The organism is Amycolatopsis sp. NPDC114505 (assembly GCF_055633615.1).
On sequence record NZ_JBVKDV010000002.1, the window covers coordinates 97,886 to 124,383 of the forward strand.

General features: G+C 71.1%; 31 protein-coding genes. 21 read left to right on the forward strand and 10 right to left on the reverse strand.

Features of this window, described 5'->3' with window-relative positions:
• Positions 1-31 precede the first annotated feature (31 nt).
• From ACZ7OU_RS18440 to eccD, 5 genes are read left to right on the forward strand one after another with little or no spacing between them, the layout of a single operon-like run.
• Positions 32-1,108: a WXG100 family type VII secretion target gene (locus ACZ7OU_RS18440; protein ID WP_470256011.1), complete on the forward strand. Its 1,077-nt coding sequence runs from the start codon at positions 32-34 to the stop codon at positions 1,106-1,108.
• A 3-nt stretch (positions 1,109-1,111) separates the two neighbouring features.
• The gene (locus ACZ7OU_RS18445) at positions 1,112-2,473 is read left to right on the forward strand and encodes a WXG100 family type VII secretion target (protein WP_470256013.1); all 1,362 of its coding nucleotides are present in this window, start codon (positions 1,112-1,114) and stop codon (positions 2,471-2,473) included.
• Positions 2,473-2,943: a hypothetical protein gene (locus ACZ7OU_RS18450; protein WP_470256014.1), complete on the forward strand. Its 471-nt coding sequence runs from the start codon at positions 2,473-2,475 to the stop codon at positions 2,941-2,943. The genes ACZ7OU_RS18445 and ACZ7OU_RS18450 overlap by 1 nt, the downstream gene beginning before the upstream one ends.
• Positions 2,940-3,260, forward strand: a complete 321-nt coding sequence (locus ACZ7OU_RS18455; RefSeq protein ID WP_284740983.1) for a YbaB/EbfC family nucleoid-associated protein — start codon at positions 2,940-2,942, stop codon at positions 3,258-3,260. Before ACZ7OU_RS18450 ends, ACZ7OU_RS18455 begins: the two co-directional genes overlap by 4 nt.
• Complete coding sequence (gene eccD, locus ACZ7OU_RS18460) at positions 3,260-4,633, forward strand: type VII secretion integral membrane protein EccD (RefSeq protein ID WP_470256015.1); 1,374 nt, start codon at positions 3,260-3,262, stop codon at positions 4,631-4,633. The genes ACZ7OU_RS18455 and eccD overlap by 1 nt, the downstream gene beginning before the upstream one ends.
• A 69-nt stretch (positions 4,634-4,702) precedes the next feature.
• Here the strand turns inward: eccD and ACZ7OU_RS18465 are convergent, their stop codons facing one another.
• Both ACZ7OU_RS18465 and ACZ7OU_RS18470 read right to left on the reverse strand, forming a co-directional pair.
• Positions 4,703-5,497, reverse strand: coding sequence for a hypothetical protein (locus ACZ7OU_RS18465; RefSeq protein ID WP_470256016.1), 795 nt, complete (start codon positions 5,495-5,497; stop codon positions 4,703-4,705).
• Positions 5,498-5,564: 67 nt separating this feature from the next.
• The gene (locus tag ACZ7OU_RS18470; protein ID WP_470256017.1) at positions 5,565-6,611 is read right to left on the reverse strand and encodes a type VII secretion protein EccE; all 1,047 of its coding nucleotides are present in this window, start codon (positions 6,609-6,611) and stop codon (positions 5,565-5,567) included.
• A 141-nt stretch (positions 6,612-6,752) separates the two neighbouring features.
• Here ACZ7OU_RS18470 and eccB point away from each other — a divergent pair, with 141 nt between their 5' ends.
• From eccB to ACZ7OU_RS18485, 3 genes are read left to right on the forward strand one after another with little or no spacing between them, the layout of a single operon-like run.
• On the forward strand, positions 6,753-8,174 hold the full coding sequence (gene eccB, locus ACZ7OU_RS18475) for a type VII secretion protein EccB (protein WP_470256018.1): 1,422 nt from the start codon (positions 6,753-6,755) through the stop codon (positions 8,172-8,174).
• 11 nt (positions 8,175-8,185) lie between these two features.
• Positions 8,186-8,881, forward strand: coding sequence for a response regulator transcription factor (locus ACZ7OU_RS18480; RefSeq protein ID WP_364628146.1), 696 nt, complete (start codon positions 8,186-8,188; stop codon positions 8,879-8,881).
• Positions 8,878-9,537 carry a response regulator gene (locus ACZ7OU_RS18485; protein WP_470238873.1) on the forward strand — a complete coding sequence of 220 codons (660 nt, stop codon included), beginning with the start codon at positions 8,878-8,880 and terminating at the stop codon, positions 9,535-9,537. Before ACZ7OU_RS18480 ends, ACZ7OU_RS18485 begins: the two co-directional genes overlap by 4 nt.
• On the opposite strand, the gene ACZ7OU_RS18490 is transcribed toward ACZ7OU_RS18485, so the two are convergent.
• A complete protein-coding gene (locus tag ACZ7OU_RS18490; RefSeq protein ID WP_470239042.1) occupies positions 9,534-10,328 on the reverse strand; it encodes a carbon-nitrogen hydrolase family protein in 795 nt (264 codons plus the stop codon). The genes ACZ7OU_RS18485 and ACZ7OU_RS18490 overlap by 4 nt on opposite strands.
• 84 nt (positions 10,329-10,412) lie before the next feature.
• Here ACZ7OU_RS18490 and hisD point away from each other — a divergent pair, with 84 nt between their 5' ends.
• The 6 genes from hisD to ACZ7OU_RS18520 are packed head-to-tail and all read left to right on the forward strand — an operon-like array spanning position 10,413 to position 15,019.
• A complete protein-coding gene (gene hisD / locus ACZ7OU_RS18495) occupies positions 10,413-11,738 on the forward strand; it encodes a histidinol dehydrogenase (RefSeq protein ID WP_470256019.1) in 1,326 nt (441 codons plus the stop codon).
• A complete protein-coding gene (locus ACZ7OU_RS18500; protein WP_470256020.1) occupies positions 11,735-12,835 on the forward strand; it encodes a histidinol-phosphate transaminase in 1,101 nt (366 codons plus the stop codon). The genes hisD and ACZ7OU_RS18500 overlap by 4 nt, the downstream gene beginning before the upstream one ends.
• Complete coding sequence (gene hisB / locus ACZ7OU_RS18505; RefSeq protein WP_125306859.1) at positions 12,832-13,431, forward strand: imidazoleglycerol-phosphate dehydratase HisB; 600 nt, start codon at positions 12,832-12,834, stop codon at positions 13,429-13,431. Before ACZ7OU_RS18500 ends, hisB begins: the two co-directional genes overlap by 4 nt.
• Positions 13,428-13,586 (forward strand): hypothetical protein, encoded by a 159-nt coding sequence (locus ACZ7OU_RS18510; protein WP_470256021.1) that lies wholly within the window; start codon positions 13,428-13,430, stop codon positions 13,584-13,586. The genes hisB and ACZ7OU_RS18510 overlap by 4 nt, the downstream gene beginning before the upstream one ends.
• 49 nt (positions 13,587-13,635) lie before the next feature.
• Complete coding sequence (locus ACZ7OU_RS18515; RefSeq protein WP_470256022.1) at positions 13,636-14,601, forward strand: RNA polymerase subunit sigma-70; 966 nt, start codon at positions 13,636-13,638, stop codon at positions 14,599-14,601.
• Entirely contained in the window at positions 14,591-15,019 is a 429-nt protein-coding gene (locus ACZ7OU_RS18520; RefSeq protein ID WP_470256023.1) for a nitroreductase/quinone reductase family protein, read from the forward strand. Before ACZ7OU_RS18515 ends, ACZ7OU_RS18520 begins: the two co-directional genes overlap by 11 nt.
• Here ACZ7OU_RS18520 and ACZ7OU_RS18525 read toward each other — a convergent pair.
• Positions 15,016-17,211, reverse strand: a complete 2,196-nt coding sequence (locus ACZ7OU_RS18525) for an MMPL family transporter (protein WP_470238867.1) — start codon at positions 17,209-17,211, stop codon at positions 15,016-15,018. The two genes, ACZ7OU_RS18520 and ACZ7OU_RS18525, sit on opposite strands and share 4 nt — an antisense overlap.
• Before the next feature lie 205 nt (positions 17,212-17,416).
• On the opposite strand from ACZ7OU_RS18525, the gene ACZ7OU_RS18530 reads away from it, so the two are divergent.
• On the forward strand, positions 17,417-18,010 hold the full coding sequence (locus tag ACZ7OU_RS18530) for a TetR/AcrR family transcriptional regulator (RefSeq protein WP_470256024.1): 594 nt from the start codon (positions 17,417-17,419) through the stop codon (positions 18,008-18,010).
• Positions 18,011-18,413: 403 nt separating this feature from the next.
• Here the strand turns inward: ACZ7OU_RS18530 and ACZ7OU_RS18535 are convergent, their stop codons facing one another.
• Both ACZ7OU_RS18535 and soxR read right to left on the reverse strand, forming a co-directional pair.
• Positions 18,414-18,947, reverse strand: coding sequence for an RNA 2'-phosphotransferase (locus tag ACZ7OU_RS18535; protein ID WP_470256025.1), 534 nt, complete (start codon positions 18,945-18,947; stop codon positions 18,414-18,416).
• Between the two features lie 33 nt (positions 18,948-18,980).
• Complete coding sequence (gene soxR, locus ACZ7OU_RS18540) at positions 18,981-19,442, reverse strand: redox-sensitive transcriptional activator SoxR (protein WP_470238864.1); 462 nt, start codon at positions 19,440-19,442, stop codon at positions 18,981-18,983.
• 52 nt (positions 19,443-19,494) lie between these two features.
• Here soxR and ACZ7OU_RS18545 point away from each other — a divergent pair, with 52 nt between their 5' ends.
• From ACZ7OU_RS18545 to ACZ7OU_RS18555, 3 genes are read left to right on the forward strand one after another with little or no spacing between them, the layout of a single operon-like run.
• A complete protein-coding gene (locus tag ACZ7OU_RS18545) occupies positions 19,495-20,184 on the forward strand; it encodes a thiamine pyrophosphate-dependent enzyme (protein WP_470238863.1) in 690 nt (229 codons plus the stop codon).
• On the forward strand, positions 20,184-21,074 hold the full coding sequence (locus ACZ7OU_RS18550; protein ID WP_470257619.1) for a transketolase family protein: 891 nt from the start codon (positions 20,184-20,186) through the stop codon (positions 21,072-21,074). The genes ACZ7OU_RS18545 and ACZ7OU_RS18550 overlap by 1 nt, the downstream gene beginning before the upstream one ends.
• Before the next feature lie 35 nt (positions 21,075-21,109).
• The gene (locus ACZ7OU_RS18555) at positions 21,110-21,538 is read left to right on the forward strand and encodes an NUDIX hydrolase (protein WP_470256026.1); all 429 of its coding nucleotides are present in this window, start codon (positions 21,110-21,112) and stop codon (positions 21,536-21,538) included.
• On the opposite strand, the gene ACZ7OU_RS18560 is transcribed toward ACZ7OU_RS18555, so the two are convergent.
• Genes ACZ7OU_RS18560 through ACZ7OU_RS18570 form a run of 3 tightly spaced genes read right to left on the reverse strand, consistent with a single transcriptional unit; the run spans position 21,524 to position 23,487 of the window.
• Positions 21,524-22,054, reverse strand: coding sequence for an NIPSNAP family protein (locus ACZ7OU_RS18560; RefSeq protein ID WP_470256027.1), 531 nt, complete (start codon positions 22,052-22,054; stop codon positions 21,524-21,526). The two genes, ACZ7OU_RS18555 and ACZ7OU_RS18560, sit on opposite strands and share 15 nt — an antisense overlap.
• Positions 22,055-22,089: 35 nt before the next feature.
• On the reverse strand, positions 22,090-23,262 hold the full coding sequence (locus ACZ7OU_RS18565; RefSeq protein WP_470238858.1) for an acyl-CoA dehydrogenase family protein: 1,173 nt from the start codon (positions 23,260-23,262) through the stop codon (positions 22,090-22,092).
• A 48-nt stretch (positions 23,263-23,310) separates the two neighbouring features.
• Entirely contained in the window at positions 23,311-23,487 is a 177-nt protein-coding gene (locus ACZ7OU_RS18570) for a hypothetical protein (RefSeq protein WP_470256028.1), read from the reverse strand.
• Positions 23,488-23,658: 171 nt separating this feature from the next.
• On the opposite strand from ACZ7OU_RS18570, the gene ACZ7OU_RS18575 reads away from it, so the two are divergent.
• The 3 genes from ACZ7OU_RS18575 to priA are packed head-to-tail and all read left to right on the forward strand — an operon-like array spanning position 23,659 to position 25,939.
• Positions 23,659-24,513 (forward strand): hypothetical protein, encoded by an 855-nt coding sequence (locus tag ACZ7OU_RS18575; RefSeq protein ID WP_470256029.1) that lies wholly within the window; start codon positions 23,659-23,661, stop codon positions 24,511-24,513.
• A gap of 31 nt (positions 24,514-24,544) precedes the next feature.
• Positions 24,545-25,165, forward strand: a complete 621-nt coding sequence (hisH, locus tag ACZ7OU_RS18580; protein WP_470239040.1) for an imidazole glycerol phosphate synthase subunit HisH — start codon at positions 24,545-24,547, stop codon at positions 25,163-25,165.
• 36 nt (positions 25,166-25,201) lie between these two features.
• Positions 25,202-25,939, forward strand: a complete 738-nt coding sequence (gene priA, locus ACZ7OU_RS18585; RefSeq protein ID WP_470256030.1) for a bifunctional 1-(5-phosphoribosyl)-5-((5-phosphoribosylamino)methylideneamino)imidazole-4-carboxamide isomerase/phosphoribosylanthranilate isomerase PriA — start codon at positions 25,202-25,204, stop codon at positions 25,937-25,939.
• On the opposite strand, the gene ACZ7OU_RS18590 is transcribed toward priA, so the two are convergent.
• Positions 25,936-26,478, reverse strand: a complete 543-nt coding sequence (locus ACZ7OU_RS18590; protein ID WP_470256031.1) for a YceI family protein — start codon at positions 26,476-26,478, stop codon at positions 25,936-25,938. The two genes, priA and ACZ7OU_RS18590, sit on opposite strands and share 4 nt — an antisense overlap.
• Positions 26,479-26,498 lie beyond the last annotated feature (20 nt).

The following is a 26,498-nucleotide window of genomic DNA, read 5'->3' on the forward strand; positions in this document are numbered from 1 at the left end:
TGTCTGGCACTACAGAACCTTGTGAGGTCCGATGCTGACTTTCCCGAACTCCAGCGCGATGGACGCGACCGCGTCCTCGGGCGGGCCGATCACCATCCTGCCGCAGATCGTCACCGGCCAGCCGGAGCAGATCGCGCAGCACGTGGTCGACCTGGTCAAGAAGGCCGAGCAGTTCCTGAGCATGTACACCGAGCTCACCAAGGCCGCCGACCAGCTCGGCAAGATCTGGTCGGGCGCGGCGAGCGAGTCGGCGCTGAAGAAGATCGGTGACTCCCTCAAGCAGCTCGAGTCGATCATCAACGTCGTCCAGAAGGGCGCCGAGCTGCTCGGGATCTCGGGCACGCTGATCAAGACGGCGCAGCAGGCCTACCGCTCGGTGGTCGCCGCGGTGAACCCGACGGTCGCCTCGCTGATGTCGAACCCGTGGACCTACGGCGCGGCGGTCGCTTTGTCGACCGCGACGAGCGCGTCGCTGCGGGCGTTCATCACCGCGATCGGCGCGCTGCTCAAGGCGCTCGGCGCGGTCGACCTCGCGCAGCAGGTCACGCAGCTCGCGCAGGTCATCGGCCAGATCGAGAAGCTCTTCCACCACGACTCCGGCAGCTCGGGCGCGACGACGCCGTCGATCGGGAACACCCCGGTCACGGCGCCCCAGGCCCCGTCGTCGGTGGCGAGTCCGGCCGGGCAGCAGGCGGTGGCGGGCGGGAGCGGCGGGGGGATCCCGCAGCAGCCTTCGTTCACCGACTACACCCCGCCCGCGCTCGCCACCGGCGGCGGTTCGGGCACCGGCACGGGCGCGAACGGTGCGACCGTGCCGGTGACCGCCAACGGGACCCCGCTGGACCCCTCGAACAGCTGGATCCCCGTCGACCACTCTTCGACGGCGCCGGGTACCGGATCGGTTCCCACCACCCCGTCACCGGCTCCGGCCCCCGCTCCGGCTCCGGTGCACGCCGCCGACGAGGTCGTCATCCACACCAACCTGACCACCGGGGAGTCCACTGTGGAGGCTCCGGGCGGCCAGGACTTCGACCTCGACATCGACCTGGACTTCGACGGCAAGCACTTCAGCCAGCACGTCGGCTACGACGCGGCCGCCGGGAACTAGCCCATGTGGTCCTCGGGGGTCGTCGACGCGTCGGGGGTGGTCAGCTCCGTGCTGTCCGGCTACCGGCAGGTCCTGGTCGAATGCCAGAGACGGGTCACCGGTGACCCCGGTGCGCTGAGCGCCGCTTCGCAGCGGGTCGCCACCCAGTCCTCGACGGTGTCGGGCAAGGCTCGCGAGATCGACGAGTCCGCCAAGACGCTGCACGCGGACTGGGACGGCGACGCCTACACCGCGTTCGCGACGGCGGCGGGGAAGCTGGGCGAGGAGCTCACCGACGCCGCCGCGAAGCTCGACGACCAGGCGAAACGGCTCTCGACGGCGTCGCAGCTCGTCCAGTCGGCGAAGGCCGCCGTGGACTCGGTCATCGCGCAGTTCGACCAGTACGCCCAGCAGCTGACCGCGCAGGCGCGCGCGGTGAACTCCGGCTCGGTCGGCGCGTTCATCCAGGCCGCGCGGCAGCTGGGGGAGCAGAGCGTCAAGGCCGCCCGCCAGGTCGTCGACGAGTTCTCCGACGCGCTGGCCGAGCTGTTCCCGCCCGAGGGCACCCAGCGGCTGGAGTACAAGCTGGGCAAGAAGACGGGCGGCCCGCTGGGCTGGCTCAACGGCAGCACCCTCGACGGGCGCAAGCGGCCGCGGGGCGCGCCGTCGTGGTTCGGCAACTCGGGCTGGAAGAAGCTCACCTGGGACGGCCTGGAAGGCACGCGCGCGCCGAAGAAGGCGGACACGCCGTTCGGCCAGCCGAAGCCCGAGGGGTTCAAGGACAAGCTCGGCAACAACACCGAGATCACGTACTACAAGTTCAAGCACGAGCAGGACGGGCTCACCCCGGAGTACGACGGCAAGATCACGTCGAAGGGCTGGGACGTCGGCGCGTCCGGGCACACCGAGCTGGCCGCGGTGAAGGAAGAGCTCGAAGCCAAGGGCGACTGGGGTCCCGCCGCGGCGCACGCCAAGGGGACGGTCTTCGCCGGCGGTGAGGCGAGCGCGTCCGGCACGATCGGGGCGCACGGCGTGGGCGCGCACGCGAACGTCTTCGCCGGCGGCAAGGTCGAAGGCGAGGTCGCCGCGGACGTCGCGGGCATCGGCGTCGGCGCGAACGGCACCCTGCAGTACGGCATCGGCGCGCAGCTCGACGCCCAGGCCACCTACGACGCCGGGCACATCAAGGTCAACTTCAAGGCGGGCGCGGCGCTCGGCCTCGGCGCCGGGGTCGGCGCGAAGATCGACATCGACCTGCCGAAGCTCGGCCACACCATCACCGAGTACGGCGGCGCGGCCGCGGACTACGTCGGGACCGCGGCGAACGACGCGGCCAACGCCGTCGGATCCGCTTGGGACGACGCCGTTTCCTACGTGGGGCTGTGATGACACTTCCCCTGGACTTCGTCATCCCGGACGGCTGGACGGCCGTCGACCCGGGCGACTCGGGCGCGGTGTTCGTCGCCGTGCACGACGCTTCACCGGGCGAGTTCGTCCCGAACATCACGGTCAGCGTCCAGCAACGGCCGGACGACGCGTCGATCGACGCCATCGCCACCGAAGCCGTCGAACGCCTTTCGCTGACGCTGGCCGGGCTGGAGGTACTGAGCCGCCGCGACGTGGGCGCCTCGGCCGCGCCCGGCGTCATGCAGCTGCTGCGCCTGCGCACCGGCGAAGGCGACGAGCTGATCCAGACCCAGGTGCACCTGACGGTTCCCGGCCCCGCGCCGGCGGACCGGCTGGTGCTCGAGCTCGCCTGCACGGCCGCACCCGCGACCGCGCGGCGGCTCTCACCCGGTTTCCAGCGGTTCGTGGGCAGTGTCCGCGTCCGCCAGCACGAAGGGATGCAACAGTGACCGATCCGTACGCGGTGCCGGACATGGACGAGCTGCTCGCACAGGTGCGCAAGCAGACCGAAGAGGTCCAGCGGATCCAGCGCACGGTCGAGGCGATGGAGGTCAAGGCGCACTCGCGGCAGAACGAGGTCACCGTCACCCTCCGCGGCGACGGGCGCTTCACCTCGATCGACATCGACCCCCGCGCGATCCGCGAGTACGACGCCCGCAACCTCTCGGAGATCGTCCTCGAGGCGGTGAACGCCGGGCTCTCGAAGCTCGCCGAGGCGTCGAACGCCAAGTTCGCCCCGGTGATCTCGGCCGCGAAGAACGTCTGATGACCACGGCGTCTTTGACGGGCACGACCCGCCGGGTCACGGTGGTGACGCCGAGGGCCCGGGTGGACGTCGCGCTGCCCCAGCAGTCGACGTTCGCCGAGCTGGTGCCGCAGCTGGTCCGGCTGGCCGGCGCGTCCGGGCAGGCGTCGGCCGAGCATCCGGGCTGGGTGCTTTCCCGGCTCGGCGGCGCGCCACTGGCGTTGGGCCTGAGCGTGGCCGCGGCCCAGATCCGGGACGGCGAAGTGCTCCACCTGACCCCGCGGGAACGCCCGCGGGGTCCGCTGCTGTTCGACGACGTGGTCGACTCGATCGCCAGCGTCGCCGATTCGTCCGGCGGCTGGGGGCCATCGGTGGCGCGGCGGTCCGGCCTGGTGGCGGCGGTGGTGCTCCTGCTGGCCGGCGGTCTGCTGGTGCAGGCGGCGGCGTCCGGCAGTGTCCTGGCACCGATCGGCACCGGGCTGCTGGCGTTGGTGCTGCTCCTCGGCGGCGGCGCGTTGAGCCGCGCGTACGGCGACGCCGAGGCGGGCGCGGCCGGCGCGGTCGCGGGTGTCGGCGTCGCGCTGCTGGCGGGGATGTCCGTGCTGGCACCGCATCCGCTGTTTTCGTTGTCGGCGGGCCCGCTGGCGGCGGGGTTGGCGGCGGTGACGGTGTACGGAGTACTGGCGGCGGTGTCGGTGGCCGACCGCCTGCCGTGGTTCGTGGCGATCACGAGCGCGGCGGGTGCCGGCGCGATCACGACGGGCGTGGTGCTCCTGGCGGGCGTCAAGCCGGTGTCGGCCGCGGCGGTGGTGGCGGTGCTGTGCACGGCATTGGCGGCGGTGGCCCCGATGCTGTCGTTGCGCTTGGCCCGGTTGCCGCTGCCGAGGGTCCCGGACGACATGGAGGCGTTCCGCGCGGACGAACAGCCGTCGGTGGGAACGGAGATGATCGGCCGCACGTCCCGGGCGCAGGCCGTGCTGACGGGGTTGCTGGTCGGCTTGGGTTCGGTGGTGCTGGCGTCGTCGGTGGTGCTGTCCGCGGGCGGGCCGTGGGACGCGGGTTTGGCGGGGCTGCTCGGGGTGGCGTGGATTTTGCGGTCCCGGTCGTATGCGGGTCGGGTCCAGCGTTTGGTTCTGGTGGGGTTCGGCGTGCTGTCCCTGGTTTGTGCCGGGGTGTGGCTGGTGGCGTCGGGCGACCGGACGGTGGTGTTCGCGGCGGGTTGCGTGGTCGTGCTGGCGGCGGTGGTGTGCTTGGTTTATGCGACGCGAGTCGCGCGGGGGCTTCGGTCGCCTTACTGGTCGCGGCTTTTGGATGTTTCGGAGTTTCTGGTGTTGCTTTCGTTGGTTCCGTTCGTCGGCATGATCGCGGGGGTGTACGAAGCAGTCCGCGGCTGAACTTGTTCGGCGACGAGGCCGTCACGGGAGACCGTGGCGGTCCGTCACCTCAGGTGCCGGCCTGGTCGGTCAATGCTTTGATGCACGCAGGTCGCGGTATCGCGTGATTGCCCGAGGACCAGGTGTCCGGACCCAAAACGGAGCACCGATCAGGATACGATCGACCTCCCAATCATCGAGCCATCGCTGCTTGTCCAAGACGACATCACTGTAGATTTCGGCAAGCCATTCGGAGTCCTCCGCGTGGCCGAGTGTGAAGCCGCGCGTGTGTGGCTTGCCCGCGTGTTCCTCGTGGCGGCCGGTTTCGCCTTGATGACGGCAGATCTTGAGTGCTTCGATTGACAGGTATTCGAGGTCCTCTGTGTAGCTTTCGTCTCCTCCCTGGCCACGGAGAAACTTCTCGATTTCCCACGCTGCCGAAGACGACCAGCCTGCGTCGGACTTGTCTCTGGCTCCGATGTAGTCCGAGGTATTGTGCAAACTGCCGAACAGGCATAGCGCTACGCGGACGCCGGTACTGCTCGTCGTGGTTGTGTGAATCACGACGCCGCCTTGGGAGTGCCAACCCGCGAACTCGGCGAAGGAGACGAAGCCGGTCCCCTTGGCGAACCTCGTTGGTGGCGGCGTCACGAAGTCCTCAACAGCATGGATGCCGAGCGCTGCTTCGACACGCTTGGCGATCTCGGCTCGTCGAAGAGTACGGCCTTCCTGGCCGAATTCGAACTCGGGAAGGAACGGCGCCAGGCGAATCTTTGTCGCTCGTTTGCCGCGCGGCCCAATATTGAGATCATTGTCATCCGCAAATTCGCTGATGCGCCTGTGGCCCCAATAAGCATAGCGTTGTGGCGTGGTCAGTTCACCCACGGTTGGTCTCCTTCTTCGCGTTTCGCGGGAGACTACTCGCCGGGGCGAGCCGACACACGTCCAGCTTTCAGGAATCCAGCGCCAGCGGCAACGTCTGCCGCACCGAGGCACCGTGCCGTCCGTGCAGCGGGACCGCCGCTCCCGGCGATGGCACCGGAGCCCCCGGCCGACCTCCCACCCGCACCGTCACCTCGACCTTCTCCCGCCCCCCAGCGGTCCGCGTCAGCATGTACGACGTCGCCGTGAAAGCCGCCCCCGGCACCGCGAAATCCACCATCCGCGAAGACCGCGGCCGGAAGCACATCTGGGCCGCGTCGCTCCACGTCCACGACTTCCAGCGGTCCGGTGGCCCGGACGCCGCCCCCTGGACGCCCAACGCCACCCGCAGCTCCTTCGCCAGCTCGCCGGCCTCCAGGACCGTGCTCTGGTACCCCGCCTCCGCCAGCGTCCCCATCAAGCTCAACGCCGCCGACGCCGTGCTCCGCAACGCTCCGAGATCGCCACCACCACGGGCCAGCGCCGCGATCGGGGCCAGGTCCGGCCGGTAGCGCACCGCCAGCCAGCGCACCCGCAACATCTGGTCGCCACGCGGAACCGCCCACGTCAGCAGCTGCGCCGACGACAACGGCACGTCCGTGCGCGCGTACGCCGAACGCAACGCCTCCACCAGCGGCCCCGGCGCCCCAGGCCCCTGAGTCAGCCGGACCAGCGCGCTCCAGCCGCCGTCGATCTCGGCGACGCCGAAGCGGTTGCCCGCGCGGTCGACGTGCTGACGGACCTTCACCGAGCCGGCCACCCACAGCAGCGGGTCGGGGCTGTCGCGGCGCGTGTCGTGGCGGCGCAGCCGGAACGCCGTCCACGTCAGGGCCCAGCCCGCCACGTGGCGCCCGGCGAAGCGCACGGACGTCAGCAGCACCACCAGCCCGGCCGCCACGCTCACGCCGAGCCGCACCGGCTGCGAAACGCTGTCGACCATCCACGCGAGCAGGACGGCGATGCCGGCGATCTCCCACAGTGCGGCCTGCAGCGGCCGGATCGGCAGCAGCCAGGGCAGCGGCGTCGACGCGGGCCGCGGTGGTGCCGGGCGCACGGCGCCGGCGGTTTCGACGGACACGGGCTCCCCTTTCCCCGGGTCTCCGACGCTACTGCCTCCCCGGATACCGCGTGGGCGTAAAAATTACCCTCCCCTTCCGCCATCCGGGTGCCTAACGTCGAGCACTCGGGAGGACGACGCACACAGCCGGGGGCACAGCGCGTGTGGACGCAGCGGGACCAGATCCAGGCGTACCAGTTCCTCCGCCGCAGGCTCGTTTCCGCCCTCGTCGCGGCTGATGCCAACCACCCCGTCTCGCCCAGCCGCCGGCTCGTGCTCGGCACCGTGCTGGGGCTCGTGGCCGCGCTGCTCGTCACCGCCGTCTTCGGGATCATCGGCCTGCTCAACCCCTCCGGCGGCAAGGACTGGCTGGCCGGCGGCAAGGTGATCGTCGAGGAAGGCACCGGCGCGCGGTTCGTGCTCGGTGCCGACGGCGTCCTGCACCCGGTCCTCAACTACGCCTCCGCGCGGCTGCTGGCCGGCGGCAACGGCGACGCGACCGTGTCCGTCTCGTCGGAGAACCTCGGCAAGGCCGGCCGCGGCACCCCGATCGGCATCCCGGGCGCGCCCGACTCGGTGCCCGCCGCCGGCGCGCTCGTCACGACGCCGTGGACGAGCTGCAGCCGCACCACCCAGGACGCGCCCGCGTCGGCCGAGCCGCGCACCGCCGTCCTGCTGTCGGCGCCCGCGTCCGGCGTCGAACTGCCCCGCGACCAGGGCGTGATCGTCCGGCTGCCCTGGGGCGACCGGTTCCTGCTCACCGGCGGCCGCCGGTACAAGCTGTCCGACGAGGCCGCGACCGCGCTGCAGTTCGACAGCTACCCGACGATCGCGGTGTCCGCGCGGTGGATCGACACCGTCCCGGCCGGGCGCGACCTCACCGCGCTGCCGGTCGACGGCGCCGGTGACCGGGGGCCCGGGGTCGGCGGCCGCGGCACCCGCGTCGGCGAGGTCCTGGCCGTCGTGGACGCGCTGGCCGCGCCCGGCACCGCGACGTCGTACTACCTCGTCCGCCGCGACGGGCTCGAGCCCATCGGGCAGACCGAGGCGAGCCTCCTGGTGACGACGGCGGCCAACGCGGCCGCCTACCCGGGCACGCCGGCGCCGGTGGACGTCCGCGCGGCCGACGTCGCCGCCACGCCGAAGGTCGCCGCGCCCCGCGCCGGCGGTGCCGACCCCGCGGCCTTCCCGGACCGCATCCCGGGCAAGGCGCCGATCACCGGCAACTCCGTCGCGTTGTGCATCCAGGGCAGCCGGTTGCTCGTTTCGGCCGAATTCCCGCTTTCCCCTGGAGCCAAAGCAATCCAGGTCGCCACGAGGACCGAAGCACGGGTGGCGGACGAGGTGTGGGTACCTCCGTCGGGGGGAGCCGTCGTCGTCGAATCCGGCTCGGCCACCACGTACCTGGTGACCGACACGGGCCGGAAGTACCCGGTGGTGAACGCGCAAGCATTGGCCGCGCTCGGCTACGGAGGCGTGGACAGATCACCGGTCAACGGTAGTTTGCTGGCATTGGTGCCGATGGGCCCCGCGCTGGACCCGGCCACGGCCGGGCAGCCGGCCCCGTCGGGTGGAACGGGGTGAAAGTCGTGCACATGACACAAGAGCGCTCGGCCGAAGACGACCTGGACCGGGGCCGCGTCCGGGTCGCGGTCATCGAAGACCACCCGCTGTACCGCGTTTCGGTGGAGCGGGTGCTGGCCGAAGCCGAATTCATCGAGCTCGGGGCGGTGGTCGACTCGGTGGCGCGGTTCCACGTCCACCGGCAGCCACCGGGCAGCGTGGTGCTGCTGGACCTCGGCCTCCCGGGCGTCGCCGGGGCGGCGGCGGTCCTGGAGGTCTGCGAGCTCGGGCACCACGTCCTCGTGGTCTCCGCGCAGGCGGAGCCCGAAGTCGTGCTGGGGGCGATCGCCGCGGGGGCGCGGGGATTCCTCTCCAAGGACGTCGACGCGGACGAGCTGCTGATCGCGATCAAGACGGTGGCCGGCGGCGGCGCGTACGTCTCCGCGGTGGTCGCCGGGATGATCATGAAGGACAACGCGGACCGGCCGGCCGTCTCGGCCGACGTCGAGCTGTCGCCGCGTGAAGAGCAGGTGCTGCGGCTGGTGGCGGCGGGGGAGCGCGATGTGGACATCGCGCTGATCCTCGGCATCGGCGTCCGGACCGTGCGGGGCTACCTCGACCGCATCCGCGACAAGACCGGCGAACGGCGGCGGCCGGGCCTGGTCAAGGAAGCCATCCGGCGCGGCCTGATCGGCGGCTCCGGCCCGCGGCGCGGCGGCCGCAAATGAGCGACGACGACCAAGCGGCGGCCAAGGCGCCGCGGAAGATCCACGTCGGGGTCATCGAGGACCACCCGCTCTACCGGTACGCGCTCACCCGCGTGCTCACCGAGGCCCCGGACATCGAGCTCGGCGCGGTCGCCGACTCCGTGGCCCGGTTCGCGGTCCAGGACCAGCCGGCCGGCAGCGTCGTGGTCCTCGACCTGAAGCTCCGCGGTGTCCAGGACGCGGCCGCGGTCCTGGAAGTGGGGCAGATGGGGCACCGGGTGCTGGTGGTGTCCGCGCACGCGGAACAGCCGGAGGTGCTCGGCGCGATGCAGGCGGGCGCGAAGGGCTTCCTGTCGAAGGACGTCGACGGCGACGAGCTCCTGCGCGCGATCCGCACGATCGCCGACGACAACGCGTACGTCTCGCCGACGCTGGCCGGGATGATCATCCAGGACAGCGAAGAGCGGCACGCGGGCCCGAAGATCGTGCTGTCGGAGCGCGAGAAGCAGGTCCTCCGCCTGGTGGCGGCGGGGGAGCGCGACGTCGACGTGGCGGAGATCCTCAACATCAGCGTCCGGACGGTCCGGTCGTACCTGGACCGGATCCGCGACAAGACGGGCGAGCGCCGCCGGGCGGGCTTCGTGCGGGTCGCCATCCGCGAGGGCCTGCTCCGCTAGAGCCGGCGGTTGGCCAGGGCTCCCGTCGCCGTGCGGGCCTTGGCCGACACGGCCGGGTCGACGTCCACCAGCAGCATCTCCGGCTCGGCGCCCGCCTGGGCGACGACCCGGCCGAAGCCGTCCGAGACCGTCGAGTACCCGATGCCCGTCGGCGCCTTCGGGTTGACCGTGACGCCCGTCGCCGCCGGGTCGGCCTGGCCGCAGGCCAGTACCCAGCAGCCCGAGTCCAGGGCGCGGGCCCGCACCAGCACCTCCCACTGCTCGCGCTTGCCCTCGCCGGCGCCCCAGGACGCCGGGAGCAGCACGACGTCGGCGCCGTCGTCGGCCAGCGCCCGGAACAGCTCCGGGAACCGCAGGTCGTAGCACGTCGCGACGCCGTAGACGACGCCGTCCAGCTCGAACGTCACCGGAGCCGAGCCCGGCGCCACCGTGTCCGACTCGGCGAAGCCGAACGCGTCGTAGAGGTGGATCTTGTCGTAGCCGCGGTGCTGCCCGCCGCCGGTGACCAGCAGCGTGTTGCGCACCCGGCCGCCGTCCGCCGGGGTGAACATCCCGGCGACGACCACCACGTCGTGCTCGGCGGCCACCGCGGCGACCGCGGCCGCCCACGGCCCGTCCAGGTCCTCGGCGACCGGCTCCAGCGGACGGCCGAACCGGGCCATCGTCGCCTCCGGGAACACGACGATCCGCGCGCCGTCCGCTACCGCGGCCTCCACCCCGGAGCGAATCAGCTTCAGGTTCGCTTCCGGGTCGTCACCCGAGTTGACCTGGCACAACGCGATTCGCGCCACCGCTGCCTCCTGCATGCTGGGATCCGCCGTCACCGGGGAGTATCGCCGACGAGGGTCCCAGTGTGACCTCGTACCCTGGAGGGCATGTTGAACCGCACCGACCTGCGTGGGCAGGTCCCGACCGCCGCCGAACTGCGCGCCACGCTGCCCCGCGCCGAATACGACGTGGACGCGGCGCTGCACCACGTGCGCCCGGTGGTCGAGGCGGTCCGTGACCGCGGTGTCGAAGCCGTCCTCGAGTACACCGAGAAGTTCGACAAGGTCCGCCCCGCGTCCGTGCGGGTGCCGCGCGAGCGGCTGACGCGGGCACTGGCCGAGCTGGACCCGGCCGTGCGCGCCGCGCTGGAGGAGTCGATCACCCGCGCCCGCAAGGTGCACGCCGAGCAGCGCCGCACCGACGTCACGACCACCGTCGTCGACGGCGGCACGGTCACCGAGAAGTGGGTGCCGGTCGAGCGCGTCGGGCTGTACGCGCCGGGCGGGCTCGCGGTGTACCCCTCGACCGTGGTGATGAACGTCGTCCCGGCGCAGATCGCCGGCGTCGGCTCGCTGGTCGTCTGCTCGCCGCCGCAGGCCGCGTTCGACGGCCTGCCGCACCCGACCATCCTCGCCGCGGCCGAGCTGCTCGGCGTCGACGAAGTGTGGGCGGCCGGCGGCGCGCAGGCCGTCGCGCTGCTGGCGTACGGCGGCACGGACACCGACGGCACCGAGCTGACCCCGGTCGACGTCGTCACCGGGCCGGGCAACATCTACCTGACCGCGGCCAAGCGCCTGCTGCGCGGCCTGATCGGCATCGACTCCGAGGCCGGCCCGACCGAGATCGCCATCCTCGCCGACGAGACGGCCGACCCGGTGCACGTCGCCGCCGACCTGATCAGCCAGGCCGAGCACGACCCCCTGGCCGCGAGCGTGCTGGTGACGACGTCGGTCGAGCTCGCCGACGCCGTCGACAAGGACCTCGTGAACCGCGTCGCGGCGACGAAGCACTCCGAACGCGTCGCCGAAGCGCTGGCCGGCAAGCAGTCCGGCGTCATCCTGGTGTCCACAGTGGACGACGGCCTGCGCGTCGTCGACGCCTACGCCGCCGAGCACCTGGAGATCCAGACGGCGGACGCCCGCGCGGTCGCCGCCCGGGTCCGCAACGCGGGCGCGATCTTCGTCGGCGCGTACGCCCCGGTGTCGCTCGGCGACTACTGCGCCGGGTCCAACCACGTCCTGCCCACCGGCGGGTTCGCCCGCCACTCCTCGGGCCTGTCCGTGCAGAGCTTCCTCAAGGGCATCCACGTCGTGGACTACTCCGAGGACGCGCTGCGCGAGGTCGCCGGCCGCGTCGTCGCGCTGGCCAACGCCGAGGACCTGCCCGCGCACGGCGAGGCCGTCGCCGCGCGCTTCGGAGGTTCGGTCCGATGACGATCGGCGAAGACGTCACCCTCGACGAGCTGCCGCTGCGCGACGACCTGCGCGGCAAGAGCCCGTACGGCGCACCGCAGCTGGACGTCCCGGTCCGGCTCAACACCAACGAAAACCCGTACCCGCCGCCGCTTTCGTTGATCGAGGACGTGGCCGAGGCGGTCCGCGCGGAGGCGGCCGAGCTGCACCGGTACCCGGACCGTGACGCCGTGGCGCTGCGCCAGGACCTGGCCGACTACCTGAGCGTGTCGACGCGGGTGGTGCTGTCGGAGGCGAACGTCTGGGCCGCCAACGGGTCCAACGAGGTGCTGCAGCAGATCCTGCAGGCCTTCGGCGGTCCCGGGCGCAGTGCGCTCGGCTTCGAGCCGTCGTACTCGATGCACCCGATCATCGCGTCGGGCACGCGCACCGAGTGGGTCCCGGCGCCGCGCCGCGCCGACTTCACGCTCGACACGGCCGCGGCGGCGGTGCTGATCGCCGAGAAGCGGCCGGACGTCGTGTTCGTCACGAGCCCGAACAACCCGACGGGCGGTTCGATCCCGCTTTCCGAGCTGCGTTCTTTGCTCGACGCGGCCACCGGGATCGTCGTGGTCGACGAGGCGTACGCGGAGTTTTCGTCGCAGCCGAGCGCGGTCGGGCTGCTGGCCGACTACCCGGCGCGGCTGATCGTGTCGCGCACGATGAGCAAGGCGTTCGCCTTCGCGGGCGGGCGGCTCGGCTACCTGGCCGCGGCGCCGGCGGTGGTCGACGCGCTGCAGCTGGTGCGGCTCCCGTACCACCTGTCGCGGCTCACGCAGGCGGCCGCGCGCGCGGCGCTGCGCCACGCGGACGCCACTTTGGACAGTGTGCACAAGCTGGCGGCGGAACGTGACCGCGTCGTGGAAGCGCTGGCCGGCCTCGGGTTCGACCCGGTGCCGAGCGACTCGAACTTCGTCCTCTTCGGACCGTTCGCGTCACCCAAGGCCGCTTGGCAGGCCTATTTGGACCAGGGAGTGCTGATCCGCGACCCCGGCATCGACGGGCACCTGCGCGTGAGCATCGGCACCCCGGAAGAGAACGACGCCTTCCTCGAGGCGAGTAAGGAAGTTTCCCGATGACCCGGATCGGCAAGGTCGAGCGGACCACCAAGGAGTCCTCGATCTTCGTCCAGCTCGACCTCGACGGCACGGGCGAGGTCGACATCTCGACCGGCGTCCCGTTCTACGACCACATGCTGACGGCGTTCGGCGTCCACGGCTCCCTGGACCTCAAGGTCGAGGCGACCGGCGACGTCCACATCGACGCGCACCACACGGTGGAGGACACGGCGATCGTGCTGGGCCAGGCGATCCGCCAGGCCCTGGGCGACAAGAGCGGCATCCGCCGCTTCGGCGACGCGTGGATCCCGATGGACGAGACCCTGGCCCACGCGGCGATCGACGTCTCGGGCCGGCCGTACTGCGTGCACGTGGGCGAGCCGGAGCAGTTCAACACGTTCACGATCGGCGGCAACTACCCGTTCGTGCTGACGCGGCACGTGTTCGACTCGCTGGCGTTCCACGCGCAGATCGCGCTGCACGTCCGGGTCATCCACGGCCGCGACCCCCACCACATCGCCGAAGCCGAGTACAAGGCGGTGGCCCGCGCCCTGCGCGCGGCGACCGAGCCGGACCCGCGCGCGGGCGGCATCCCCTCCACGAAGGGCGTTCTGTGAGCAAGGAAGTAATCGGAGTGCTCCTGCTCGCCCTCGGGGGCTTCCTGGCGGGCGGCGTCTACTCGACGTGGAAGACGGCGAAGTTCATGGCCGGGGTGCTGGGCATCGCGGCCCTGCTCGCCGTCGGCGGCGCGATCTTCTGGTTCGCCAGCTAGCTAGCGACCGATTCCTTTCGGGACCGCAGTCGGTCTACCTTGCATGACGATGACGGACTGGTCGGAGGACTTCGCGCGGCAGGCCGAGCCGTTCCGGCGCGAGCTGCTCGCGCACTGCTACCGCATGGTCGGCTCGGCCGACGACGCGGCCGACCTGGTGCAGGAGACCTACCTGCGGGCGTGGCGGGCGTACGGCGCTTTCGAGGGCCGTTCCTCGGTGCGCACGTGGCTGCACCGCATCGCCACCAACGCCTGCCTGTCGGCCCTGGACCACGGCGGACGGCGGGTGCTGCCGTCCGGGCTGGGCGGCCCGGCCGGTGACCCCGACGCGATGCCGAGCCCGGCGTCGCCCGAGGTCGCCTGGCTCGGGCCGGTGCCGGACGCCCTGACGACCCTCGACCCGGCCACGCTCTCGGCCGAGCGGGACAGCGTGCGGCTGGCGCTCGTCGCCGCGCTGCAGTACCTGCCGGCCCGGCAACGCGCCGTCCTCCTGCTCCGGGAGGTGCTCGGGTTCAGCGCCGCCGAGGTCGCGGCCATGCTCGAGATCTCGACGGCCGCGGTCAAGAGCGCGCTGCAACGGGCCCGCGCCCGGCTCGACGAGATCTCGCCGTCGCCGGACGACGTCGTCGAGCCGGCCGAACCGCACGCCCGTGACCTGCTGCGCCAGTACATCGCCGGGTTCGAGAACGCCGACCTGGCCGTCCTGGAGAAGGCGCTGCGCGCCGACGCCGCCATCGAGCTGGTGGGCACGCGGACCTGGTTCTCCGGCAAGGTGACGTGCCTGCGGTACCTGGCGCACGTGCTCGGCTCGCCCGGCGACTGGCTGATGACCCCGACCCGGGCGAACGGCGGGCCGGCCGCCGCCACCTACTACCGCGGTGACGCGCTCGGTGTCGCCGTCCTCGACGCGACCCCCGCCGGGATCGCCCGCGTCACCGTCTTCCCCGGCGGTCCCGCGCTGGTGGCGCGGTTCGGTCTTCCCGCGACGAGAACCGAGGCGAACCATGCCCACTGACGAGGAGTTCCTGGCCTACAACGAAGGCGTCGTCAGCGACTTCCGCGCGCACCACGGCGTGGTCAGCGTGCCGCCGTTCCCGATCCTGCTGCTGACCACGACCGGGGCGCGCACCGGACGGCGGACGACCGTGCCGCTCGGCTTCGCGGTCGACGACGACGGCCGCGTCTTCGTCGTCGCCGCCAAGGCGGGTGCTCCCCGGCACCCGGCCTGGTTCCACAACCTGCGCGCCGACCCGGCGGTGACGGTCGAGCTGGGTGACGCGTCCTACGAGGCCCGGGCCGTCGTGACGACCGGCGAGGAACGCGACCGCCTCCACCGCCGGGTGTCCGACGGCACCTCCGCTTACGAGCGGAGCACCGACCGGGTCTTCCCGGTGGTCGTCCTCGACGGCGTCCCCGCCCCGGCCGGGGGCTAGCGGCTCGCGCCGACCAGCTCGCGCTCGTCGTCGTCGGGCGCGGCGTCGAGGTGCTTGGTGAGCTTCTCGCCCTCGACGTCGACGTCCGGCAGGATCCGGTCGAGCCACTTCGGTAGCCACCACGCGCCGCGGCCGAGCAGCGACATCACCGCCGGCACCAGCGTCATCCGGACCACGAACGCGTCCACCAGCACGCCGAACGCCAGCGCGAAGCCGATCGACTGGATCAGCGTCGACTCGGCCAGGATGAACCCGGCGAACACGCTGATCATGATCAGCGCCGCCGCGACGACCACCCGCGCGCCGTGGCGGAAGCCGGTGACCATCGCTTCCTGCGGCTCCGCGCCGTGGACGTGCTCCTCGCGCATCCGCGTCACCAGGAACACCTGGTAGTCCATCGCGAGTCCGAAAAGGACACCGATGAGCAGGATCGGCAGCATGCTCATGATCGGCCCGGTCGACTCGACGCCGAGCAGGTCGGTCAGCCAGCCCCACTGGAACACCGCGACGACCGCGCCGAACGTCGCCGCGACCGAGCCGAGGAAGCCGATCGTCGCCTTCAGCGGCACCACGACCGAGCGGAACACCAGCATCAGCAGGATGAACGCCAGCCCGACGATCAGGCCGAGGTAGGGGAGCATCGCGTCCGAGAGCTTCTCGGAGACGTCGATGTTCGCCGCGGTCTGCCCGGTGACGGCCAGCTTCGCGCCGGTCGCGTTCTCCAGCGCACCGGACTCGGTGCGGATCGCGGCGACCAGGTCCTCGGTCTGGGTGCTGCTCGGCCCGCTCTTCGGGATCACCGTCAGCAACGCCGTGTCTCCGGACTGGTTGACCCGCGCCGGAGTGACGGCGGCGACGTCGGGCAGCTTCTGGATGTCGGCCGCGGCCTGGCCGAACGCGGCCTGCCGGTTGCCGCTCGCCCCGGCGTCGACGACGACCAGCAGCGGCCCGTTCGAGCCCTCGCCGAAGCTGCGGCTCGCGATTTCGTACGCCTTGTGCTGCGTGGACTCCGGTGCGGCGGTGGCGTCGTTGGGCAGGCCGAGCTGCATGCCGAGCGCGGGCAGCGCGACGACGGCCATCCCGGCCAGCGCGACGAGCAGCACCGGCCACCGGTGGCGGGCGACGAACCGCGCCCAGCGCTCGCCGTGCGTCGTTTCGACCGGCTTGCGGCGCAGCCGGATGCGCTCGCCGGCGACCCGGGTGCCGGCGAAGCCGAGGATCGCGGGCAGCAGCGTCAGGGCGATGACCACGGCGACCGCGACGGTCACCGCGGCGGCCACGCCCATCTGGCCGAGGAACGGGATGCCGATGACGGTGAGGCCGGCCAGCGCGATGATGACGGTGAGCCCGGCGAACACGACGGCCGAGCCGGCGGTGCCGGTGGCGCGGCCCGCGGCCTCCTCGGGATCGCGGCCGAGCTTCAGTTCGTGCCGGTAGCGCGAGACGATGAACAGCGCGTAGTCGATGCCGACGGCCAGCCCGATCATCAGCGCCAGGATCGGCGTGTTCGAGTTCAGCTCGAGGAACCCGGAGGCGAGGAAGATGCCCGCCATCCCGGTGCCGACGCCGATCAGCGCGGTGAGCAGCGGGATCCCGGCGGCGACCAGCGAGCCGAACGTGATGATCAGCACGACGGCGGCGACCGCGACACCGAGGCCTTCGGTCGCGCCGGTTTCGGGGATGCCCTGCACGGCGTCGCCGCCGAACTCGACGGTGAATCCTTGGGCGCGGGCTGCGTCGGCGGCGTTCAGGAGGGCTTGACGGTCACCGTCGGTGAGCTCGTAGGCCTTCGCGCCGTAGCTCACCTGGGCGAGCGCGACGCGCTTGTCGGGTGAGATCGACTGCGCCTGGAACGGGTCCACGACGACGGCGACCTTCGGTGCCGTCTTCAGCTGCCCGACCAGGGACTCGACGGCGGCCTTGCCCTTGGCGTCGGTGACCGAGGTGCCGGCCGGCGCCTCGATGACGACGCGCGCGGTGGCGCCACCGGCGTTGGCCTGCGGAAACTTCTCGGTCAGCTGGTCGATGGCGCGCTGCGACTCGGTCCCGGGGATCGTCACCGAGTTCGACAGCTGGCCGGACAGCGTCAGGGCGCCCAGCCCGAGTGCTACCAGGACGGCCGCCCAGACGGCGGCGACCAGCGCTCGCCGTCGGAAGGACAACCGGCCGAGCCGGTACAGGAAGGTCGCCACGAGTCAGCTCCGTTTCGCCCGAACGGGGTCGGTTCACTCCATCTGATTACTGACCAAGCTAGCCGATCGGCAAGGAGACCTCCAAGCCGATCGGCAAGGATGTGACTTGCCGAACAGCAAGGTTTATCCCAGCCGATCGGCTAGGAGCTGGTTTGCCGATCGACAGGGAGTGACGTACGCTCCGACGGCTCGCTGAGGAGGAAGAATGACCGCCGGCCCGGCCGAGGACACCCGGTCCCGACTGCTGCAGACCGCGTTGCGGCTGTTCACCGAACACGGGGTCGAGGGCACGTCGCTGCAGATGATCGCCGACGCGCTCGGGATCACGAAGGCGGCGGTCTACTACCACTTCAAGACGAAGGCGGAGCTCACCGAGGCGGTGGCCGAGCCGGGCGTGCGTGACCTGGACGAGCTGGTGCTGCGCGCGGCCGCGCAGAAACGCCGCGGCGCGCAGGTGGACCTGCTGCTGGAGGGGTTCGTCGACCTGGTGATCCGCCACCGCGCGCTGGTGGCGCTGTTCTCGAGCGACCCGGGCCTGGTCCGCGCGATCGAAAAGTCGGCACACGGCGGCATGGAGGGCTTCGGCCAGGCGCTGCTGGGCATCCTGTCCGGCCCGGACCCGACGCCGTCGGCGCGGGTGAACGCAATGGTGACGTTGACGGGCATCGCGATGGCGGGCGGCTCCCCGGACCTGGCCCCCCTGGGCGACGACGAGCTGCGCACGGAACTCCTGGACGTGGGCCGCCGCCTCCTAGGCCGCCCCCGCCGCCGCCTGACAACCCCCCTCCCCACGGCCTAACCGACACAAGTCACGCCCGACCACGCGCGATGCCCGCCCAGTCACGCGTGATGCCCCGCCGGTCACGCGAGTCGCGCGCTCGATCACGCGTGATGCCTCGCTGGTCACGTGAGGTGCGCCCCAGCTACGGGAGATGCCCCGCCAATCACGCGAGATGCCCGCCCAGTCACGCGTGATGCCTCGCTAGTCACGCGAGGTGCCCCCCGGCTCCGGGAGATGCCTCGCCAGTCACGCGTGATGCCCCGCTGAGCACGCGAGTGGCGCGCTCGATCACGCGAGATCCGGCTTTCGGCGCGCGTGTCGTCCATCCAGGTACGCGTGTCGTCCGCCTAGGTACGCGTGTCGGTCGTCCGGGTACGCGTGTCGTCCGTCTCGGTGCGCCAGCCGGCCGCGGCGGCGCGGCTCAGCCGATGCGGTAGAGGTACTTCGGTGGCACGCTTGCCGTCAGCCAGACTCCGTTCGCGCTCACCTGGAACGCGTGTCCCGTCTCGGACATTGCCGCGGCGTCGACTCGGAGGATTACCGGCTTGCCGCGGCGAGCGCCGACCGTCCGGGCTGTTTCGACCGTTGCCGACAGATGGACGGCGTGGCGGTTCATCGGGCGCAACCCCTCGCGCAGGATCGCGTCGAGGAACTTCGCCACCGTGCCGTGGTAGAGCACGTCCGGCGGCGGCGCGTCCGCTAGGCCGAGGTCGACCGTGACGCTGTGGCCCTGGCTCGCGCGGATGCGCGTGCCGGTCTCGTCGAACGCGAAGCGGCGCTTGTTGTTCGTCTCGACGACTTCGTCGAGCTGTTCGCGCGTGATCTTCAGCGCGCGCAGCAACGCGTCCACGTCGACCCAGCCGTCGGGAGAGAGGGTGAGGCCGGCCGCGGCCGGGTTGTGGCGCAGGTGCAGGGACATCCGCTTGGAGATGCGGGTCAGTTCTTTCTCGTTCATTTCCTCCCCAGGATCCCTCGGCGGGCAAGCGATTTAGATGCCGCCCTCGACCGCCGGACGCAGTTTGCTCGCTCCCGGGCCGAAGCGGGCCAGCTCGTCGTCGTTGTTGTAGAGCGCGCAGCTGCGCAGGGACAGGCACCCGCAGCCGACGCAGCCCGTGAGCCGGTCGCGAAGCCGTTGCAGGGCGTCGATCCGCGCGTCGAGCTCGTGCTGCCAATCACGTGACAGCCGGGCCCAGTCGGCCTTCGTCGGGGCGTGGTCGGCGGGCAGCGTCACCAGCGCCGAGCTGATGTCTTCGAGGGAGAGCCCGACCCGTTGCGCGGCGCGGATGAACGCGATCCGCCGCAGCACCGAGCGCGGGTAGCGGCGCTGGTTGCCCGCCGACCGCTCCGAGCTGATCAGCCCTTTCTCCTCGTAGAACCGCAGTGCCGTGTGCGGTACGCCGCTGCGGTCCGCCACCTGTCCGATGCTGAGATGTTCAGCGAGCCTCGTCACCAGCTCAGGCTATCCTTGACTTCGAGTTTAGTCGAGGTTGCATCGTCGGAGTATGACCACTGCGACCGAACCGGGCTACGCCGAGCTGCCACGGCTGATTTCACTGATGACCGGCGACGACAAGCACCACGCCGCCGCGGAGTCCACTGTGGACGTCCTGTGGGTGCTCTACGACCGCGTGCTCGACGTCACGCCGTCGAACTTCCGCTCACCGGACCGCGACCGCTTCCTGTTGTCCAAAGGGCACGGTCCGATGGCGTACTACGCCGTGCTCACGGTGAAGGGCTTTCTCGACGAAGCCGAGCTGCCGACGTGGTCCAACGCGCTGTCGCGCCTCGGGCACCACCCCGACCGCCGGCGCGTCCCCGGCGTCGAGATCTCGAGCGGCTCCCTCGGCCACGGCCTGCCGATCGCCCTCGGCACGGCGCTGGGCCTCCGCGCCCGCGGGCTGACGTCGAAGGTCGTGACGCTGATCGGCGACGCCGAGCTGGACGAGGGGTCGAACCACGAGGCGATCGTCGTCGCGGCCCGTTTCGGCCTCGAGAACCTGACGACGGTGGTGGTCGACAACCAGTCGTCGACGCGCGGCTGGCCGGGCGGCATCGCGCGCCGCTTCGACGTGGAGGGCTGGGAGACGCGCACGGTGTCCGGCCGCGACCACTCCGCGCTGTACGACGCGTTCACCGGCGCGCATCCCGGCCGGCCGCTGGCCGTGGTCGCCGTCGTCGAACCGAAAGGCTGATTTCCATGAGGGAAACGTTTTTGAAGACGACCGAAGAGATCCTGGACGTCGACCCGGACGTGGCGGTGGTGCTGGCCGACATTTCGGCGGCCCAGCTGGCCGGCGCGGCGCGTCGGCACCCGGACCGCGTGATCAACGTGGGAATCCGCGAGCAGCTGCTGGTCAGCACGGGCGCGGGCCTGGCGCTGGCGGGGCTGCGGCCGATCGTGCACACGTTCCCGTCGTTCCTGGTGGAGCGCGCGTTCGAGCAGATCAAGCTGGACTTCTCGCACCAGGAGGTGGGCGGGGTGCTGGTGTCGTACGGAGCGTCGTACGACATGTCGACGGCAGGGCGGACGCACCAGTCGCCGGGTGACGTCGCGCTGATCGACTCGCTGCCGGGGTGGACGGTCCACGTGCCTGGCCACGCCGACGAGGCCCGCCGGTTGTTGCTTGAGTCCGTTCCCGGGGACGGGCGGGTCTACCTGCGACTTTCGGCTCAGACGAACGCTTCGCCGCACCTCGGTGTCGGGTTCACTCGGCTGCGGTTCGGTTCGTCTGGTGTGGTCATCGCGGTGGGGCCGGTGCTGGATCGGGTGTTGCGGGCTACCGCCGGGTTGGATGTGACGGTGCTTTATGCGTCGACCATCCGGCCTTTCGACTCCGCCGGTCTGCGGTCGGCGGTGCTTTCGGCTTCCGGTTCGGTCGTTCTCGTGGAGCCTTATCTGGCGGGGACTTCGGCTTTCTGGGTGTCGGAGGCGTTGTCGGATATGCCGCATCGGTTGCGGTCGCTGGGGGTTCGGCGGGATGCGGAGGTGCGGACTTACGGGGGGATCGCCGACCACGATCTGGCGCATGGGTTGGACGCGGGCTCGTTGAGGCTGTCGATCAAGGATTTCCTGGGGGAGTAGCGCTGAACGACCGGCAGACCGATAGCGTGACCGCCATGGGGTTCAGCATTCGGCCGATCGCGCTCGGCCTGATTCGGCGGCGTACGGAAATCCTTGTCTTCGAAGGGCGGGACGACTTCAAGGACGAGACCTACTACCGCCCCCTCGGTGGTGGGGTCGAGTTCGGCGAGAGCAGCAAGGACGCCCTCAAGCGCGAGTTCCGCGAAGAGCTCGACGCCGAGGTCAAGGTCGGCAAACGGCTCGGTGTCCTCGAGAACGTCTTCACCTGGCGAAACCGCCCGGGGCACGAGATCGCCTTCATCCACGAAGCCGAGTTCGTCGACCCGGATTTCTACACCAAAGACGAGATGAAGATCCTCGACGACCCCGCCACCGCCCGGTGGGTCGACCTGAACGACTTCACCGGCGGCAGCAAGATCCTCTACCCGAACGGCCTCACCGAACTGCTCTCATCGGAGCAGTGACCGCGCCGTCGGCTCCAAAGACTCAGACCCGGCCGAAGCGACACGGCTGAAGGACACCGTGAACGGCCCATCAGTCCGCACCGGCAGCTGCGGGAAGTTGTTCGGCGAAGGCTCAGTCTCGAACACCGCGAAAGCCGAAGGCGACGCCCCGAAGGAAACGTAGACCCCGGACCCCGGCGGCGGAGCAGCCAACCCGCGAACAACCGGACGCAGCAGCAACACGTTGTCCGAGTCCACCATCGTCGCGTTCGCCGCCGACCGATGCGCCTTCCACACCGGCCCGGAGTAGAACGCGGTAAGCGCGTCGGCGCGCGCGGCGAACGAAGAGAACCCCCGCAGCCACACGAACTCGTCGGGCGAAGCCGAAGTCCGGAACAGCCCGAACAGGTGCGCTCCGACCGCCTCCTGAGGCGCGATGAACTCGCGCTCGAACAACGCGATCAGCTCGTCGCGACGCCCCGGGTGCAACGTGTAGCGGCGCAGCTCCAGCACCGTCTCATGCGAAGAAAAGTCCACAAAAAGAAGCTAGCCGTCACCACCGACAAAACGGATCAGCGGAACGCCGCCAGCCCCGTCACCGCCTGGCCCAGCGACAGCGCGTGCATCTCCTCCGTGCCCTCGTACGTCAGGACCGTCTCCAGGTTCGCCATGTGGCGCATCACCGGGTACTCCAGGGAAATCCCGTTCGCGCCCAGCATCGAGCGGGCCTCGCGCGCCACGGACAGGGCCGAGCGGACGTTCGCCATCTTGCCGAAGCTCACGTGGTTGTGGTGCAACGACCCCGCGTCCTTCAGTCGGCCGATCTGCATCGCCACCAGGCCCGCGCGGTTGACCTCGACCAGCAGGTCGGCCAGCTTGCGCTGCGTCAGCTGGAACCCCGCCAGCGGCTTGCCGAACTGCGACCGCGACAGCGTGTACTCCAGCGCCGTCTCGTAGCAGGCGCGAGCCGCTCCGACGACGCCGAACAGGATCCCGTAACGCGCTTCGTTCAGGCATGACAACGGTCCGCGCAAGCCGCGGACCTCGGGAAACGCTGCCGTGGAAGGCAGCCGGACGCCGTCCAGGACCAGTTCCGCCGTCAGGGAGGCCCGCAGGGACAGCTTGTGCTTGACCTCGTTGGCCGTGAACCCCGGCGTCGACGTCGGGACGACGAAACCGCGGATCCCGTCGTCGGTCTGGGCCCAGACCACCGCGACGTCGGCGACCGTTCCGTTGGTGATCCACATCTTCGTGCCCGAGAGCACCCAGTCCGACCCGTCGCGCGTCGCCCGCGTCCGCATCGCGCCCGGGTCGCTGCCCGCGTCCGGCTCGGTCAGGCCGAAGCAGCCCAGCGCGTCGCCGGTGGCCATCCGCGGCAGCCACTCCTGACGCTGCTCTTCGCTACCCCACTTGTGGATCGCGTACATCGCCAGCGAACCCTGCACCGACACGAAACTCCGCAGCCCCGAGTCGACGGCTTCCAGCTCACGGCACGCGATGCCGTACGCGACCGCGCTGGTGCCGGCGCAGCCGTAGCCCTCCAGGTGCATGCCCAGCAGCCCGAGCGAACCGAAGCCCTTGGCCAGCTCGGCGGCCGGCAACGCGCCCGATTCGTACCAGTCGGCGACGTGGTCCAGCAGGTTGTCCTTCGCGTACGCGCGGACGGCGTCGCGGATGCCGCGCTCCTCCTCGGCAAGTCCCGCGTCGAGGTCGAGGAAGTCGTGCGGATCAGGGGTGCGACTCATGAAGGCTCCCGGGGGACGCGTCGATGCGGCCCTCGCAGGAAACCACAGTCAGGCGTCTGTACTCCTCGTGGCGTTCGTCACGCGGACGGCAGACGCGGACGGCGAACACCGCGGCCGGATCTGCTGGCGAGGGATCAGCAGCTCGCTGAACTGCGGAAACGGCACGCTCTCGATGTCGTCACGCCAGGCGCACAGCATCTGGGACAGCAGGTCGTCCTCGGCCATCTTCGCCTCCTCGGCGTCCGGTCGTGCCGGGGTCGGCGCACACGATCGGCTGACTTGATACCCGGTGGCCGGGAGCTTCAAACGTCCTTCTTCAAGATTCTTCCGGCCGATGACCCCGCCGTGGCAGAATCGCGTCGCCGCCGCCAAGGCCTCTACTCCCGAGGAGCGCACATGCGCGCGGCCAGTCTGCTCGCCCTCACCACCGCCACCCTGCTCACGGCCACCGGCGTCGCCACGGCGCACGAAAGCTCCTGGCGCCAGGCCGGGCACACCACCGCCGAGAACCGGGTCAGCGGCGAGGGCATCACCACGCTGCGCCTGCCCGGCCACGCCCCCGAGACCGTCTACCGCAACGGCGCCACCATCCCGCAGCCGCTGAAGAACGAGGGCTGGGGCCACGTCGGCGACCCGGACTCGCTGCGCGGCTACGTCTTCGACGTCTACCAGGACACCGTCACCCCGACGCCGACCAAGAAGATGTACCTGGTCACCAAGCCCGACGGCACGACGACGGAGTTCGTCCACCCACTCCAGGCCGACGAGCCCGCGCCGAACGCCAACGCCCAGGTCGCGGCCACCCCCGACGGCCAGTGGCTGGTCTCCGGCCCGCTCGGCGAGATCGACCGCCTCTACGTCTCGCCGACGCCGTTCCTCAACCCCCGCGGCCCGAAGCTCGCCGGCGACCTCCCCGTCGCCGCCCGCGTCCACCTCGACCACCACATCCGCAGCGCCCAGGGTTGTGACTTCGTCAGCCCGACGCGCCTGATCTGCGCGACGAGCGATCCGAACAACGACCTGTTCCCGACCAACCTGCAGCTCCTGCAGATCGACCTCCCGCGGGCCCTGAACGGCCACGACGTCACGGCGAAGGTGCGCGAAATCAGCCAGGTTCCGCTGGTCAGCACCTGCACCGGCACGTTCACGCCGGAGGGCGTCGACTACGACGGCGGCGTGCTGCGCGTCGAGGTCGTGCCGCCGGCGCCGTGCAACACCGTGACGGACGTCTATTCGTTCGAGCGCCGCTGAGGGTGACGGCTACGCTGGGTGCGTGTCTCGTGTGGTGATTCTCGACTACGGTTCCGGCAACCTCCGCTCCGCCGAACGCGCGGTGGCGCGCGCCGGGGCCGAAGTCGAGGTCACCGCCGACCCGCATGCCGCGATCGAGGCCGACGGCCTGGTCGTGCCCGGCGTCGGCGCGTACTCGGCGTGCATGGCGGGGCTGCTGGAGGTCAAGGGCGAGCGGATCATCGGCAAGCGCCTCGCCGGCGGCCGCCCGGTGCTCGGCATCTGCGTCGGCATGCAGATCCTCTTCTCCCGCGGCGTCGAGCACGGCGAAGAGACCGAGGGCACGGGGGAGTGGCCGGGCGTCGTCGACCGGCTGAACGCCGACGTCCTGCCGCACATGGGCTGGAACACCGTGCGCGCGCCCGCCGACACGCAGCTGTTCGCCGGGGTCGACCCGGACGAGCGCTTCTACTTCGTGCACTCCTACGCCGCGCGCACGTGGGAGCTGGAGTCGGGCCTGCCCGGCCAGGCGCCGAAGGTCACCTGGGCCAACCACGGCGAGGACTTCGTCGCGGCGGTCGAGAACGGGCCGCTCTGGGCCACCCAGTTCCACCCGGAGAAGTCCGGCGACGCCGGCGCGCAGCTGCTGCGCAACTGGCTCGCGACCCTCTGACCGGGTGACGGGGGTCTCCGCTTTAGAGTTACCGGCGTGACCTTCACGCTGCTTCCCGCCGTTGATGTGGCCGATGGCCAGGCCGTGCGACTCGTCCAGGGCGAGGCCGGCACCGAGACCTCCTATGGCAGCCCGCTCGAAGCGGCGCTCGCCTGGGAGCGCGACGGCGCCGAGTGGATCCACCTGGTCGACCTCGACGCCGCGTTCGGCAAGGGCGGCAACCGCGAGCTGCTCGCCGACGTCGTCGGCCGGCTCGACGTGCAGGTGGAGCTCTCCGGCGGCATCCGCGACGACGCGTCGCTGAAGGCCGCGCTGGCCACCGGCGCCCGCCGCGTCAACCTCGGCACCGCCGCGCTCGAAGACCCGGAGTGGACCGCGCGCGTGATCGGCGAGTACGGCGACCGCGTCGCGATCGGCCTCGACGTCCGCATCACCGAGGCCGGCCACCGGCTCTCGGCCCGCGGCTGGACGTCCGACGGCGGCGACCTCTGGGAGGTCCTGGAGCGGCTGGACCGCGACGGCGCGTCCCGCTACGTCGTGACGGACGTCAGCAAGGACGGCACCCTGAAGGGCCCGAACCTCGAGCTGCTGCGCGACGTCGTCGCCCGCACCGACGCGCCGGTGATCGCCTCCGGCGGGGTGTCCAGTGTGGACGACCTCGTCGCACTGGCCGGCCTGGCCGCCGACGGCGTCGAGGGCTCGATCGTCGGCAAGGCGCTCTACGCCGGGGCGTTCACGCTGCCCGAGGCCCTCGCCGCCGTCGCGAAGGTCTAGTCCAGCACCGCCTGGATCTCCAGCGCGAGGGTGATCTTGTCGCCGATCACCACTCCGCCGCCTTCCATCGGCAGGTCGATGGTGATGCCGAAGGCCTTGCGGCTCAGCTCGCCGGTGGCCGTGAACGCCGCCCGCGTGTCGCCGAAGCGGCCCTTGCCGAAGCCGTTGAGCTCCAGGCTCAGCGGCACCTCGGCCGTCACCCCGTGGCACGTCAGGTCGCCGAGCAGGAGGAAGCCCGGCTCGAGCGACCTCGAGCGGTAGGTCATCACCGGGTACTTCTCCGTCTCGAAGAAGTCGCGGGTGCGCAGGTCGTTGTCGCGCTGCGGGTTGTTCGTGTCGATCGACGTCATGTCGATCTCCGCGGTCACCTGCGAGTCCAGCGGCTCCGACGCCGTCGTCAGCTGCCCGGAGAACCGGGTGAACCGGCCGCGGACCTTGGTCATCATGAGGTGGCGGACGGTGAAGGAGACCTCGGAGTGCCCGGGGTCGATGGTCCAGGTGCCGGCGACGTAGCCGGGGATGTCGAGTGCCTGTGTCATGATCCCCACGCTGCCGCAGG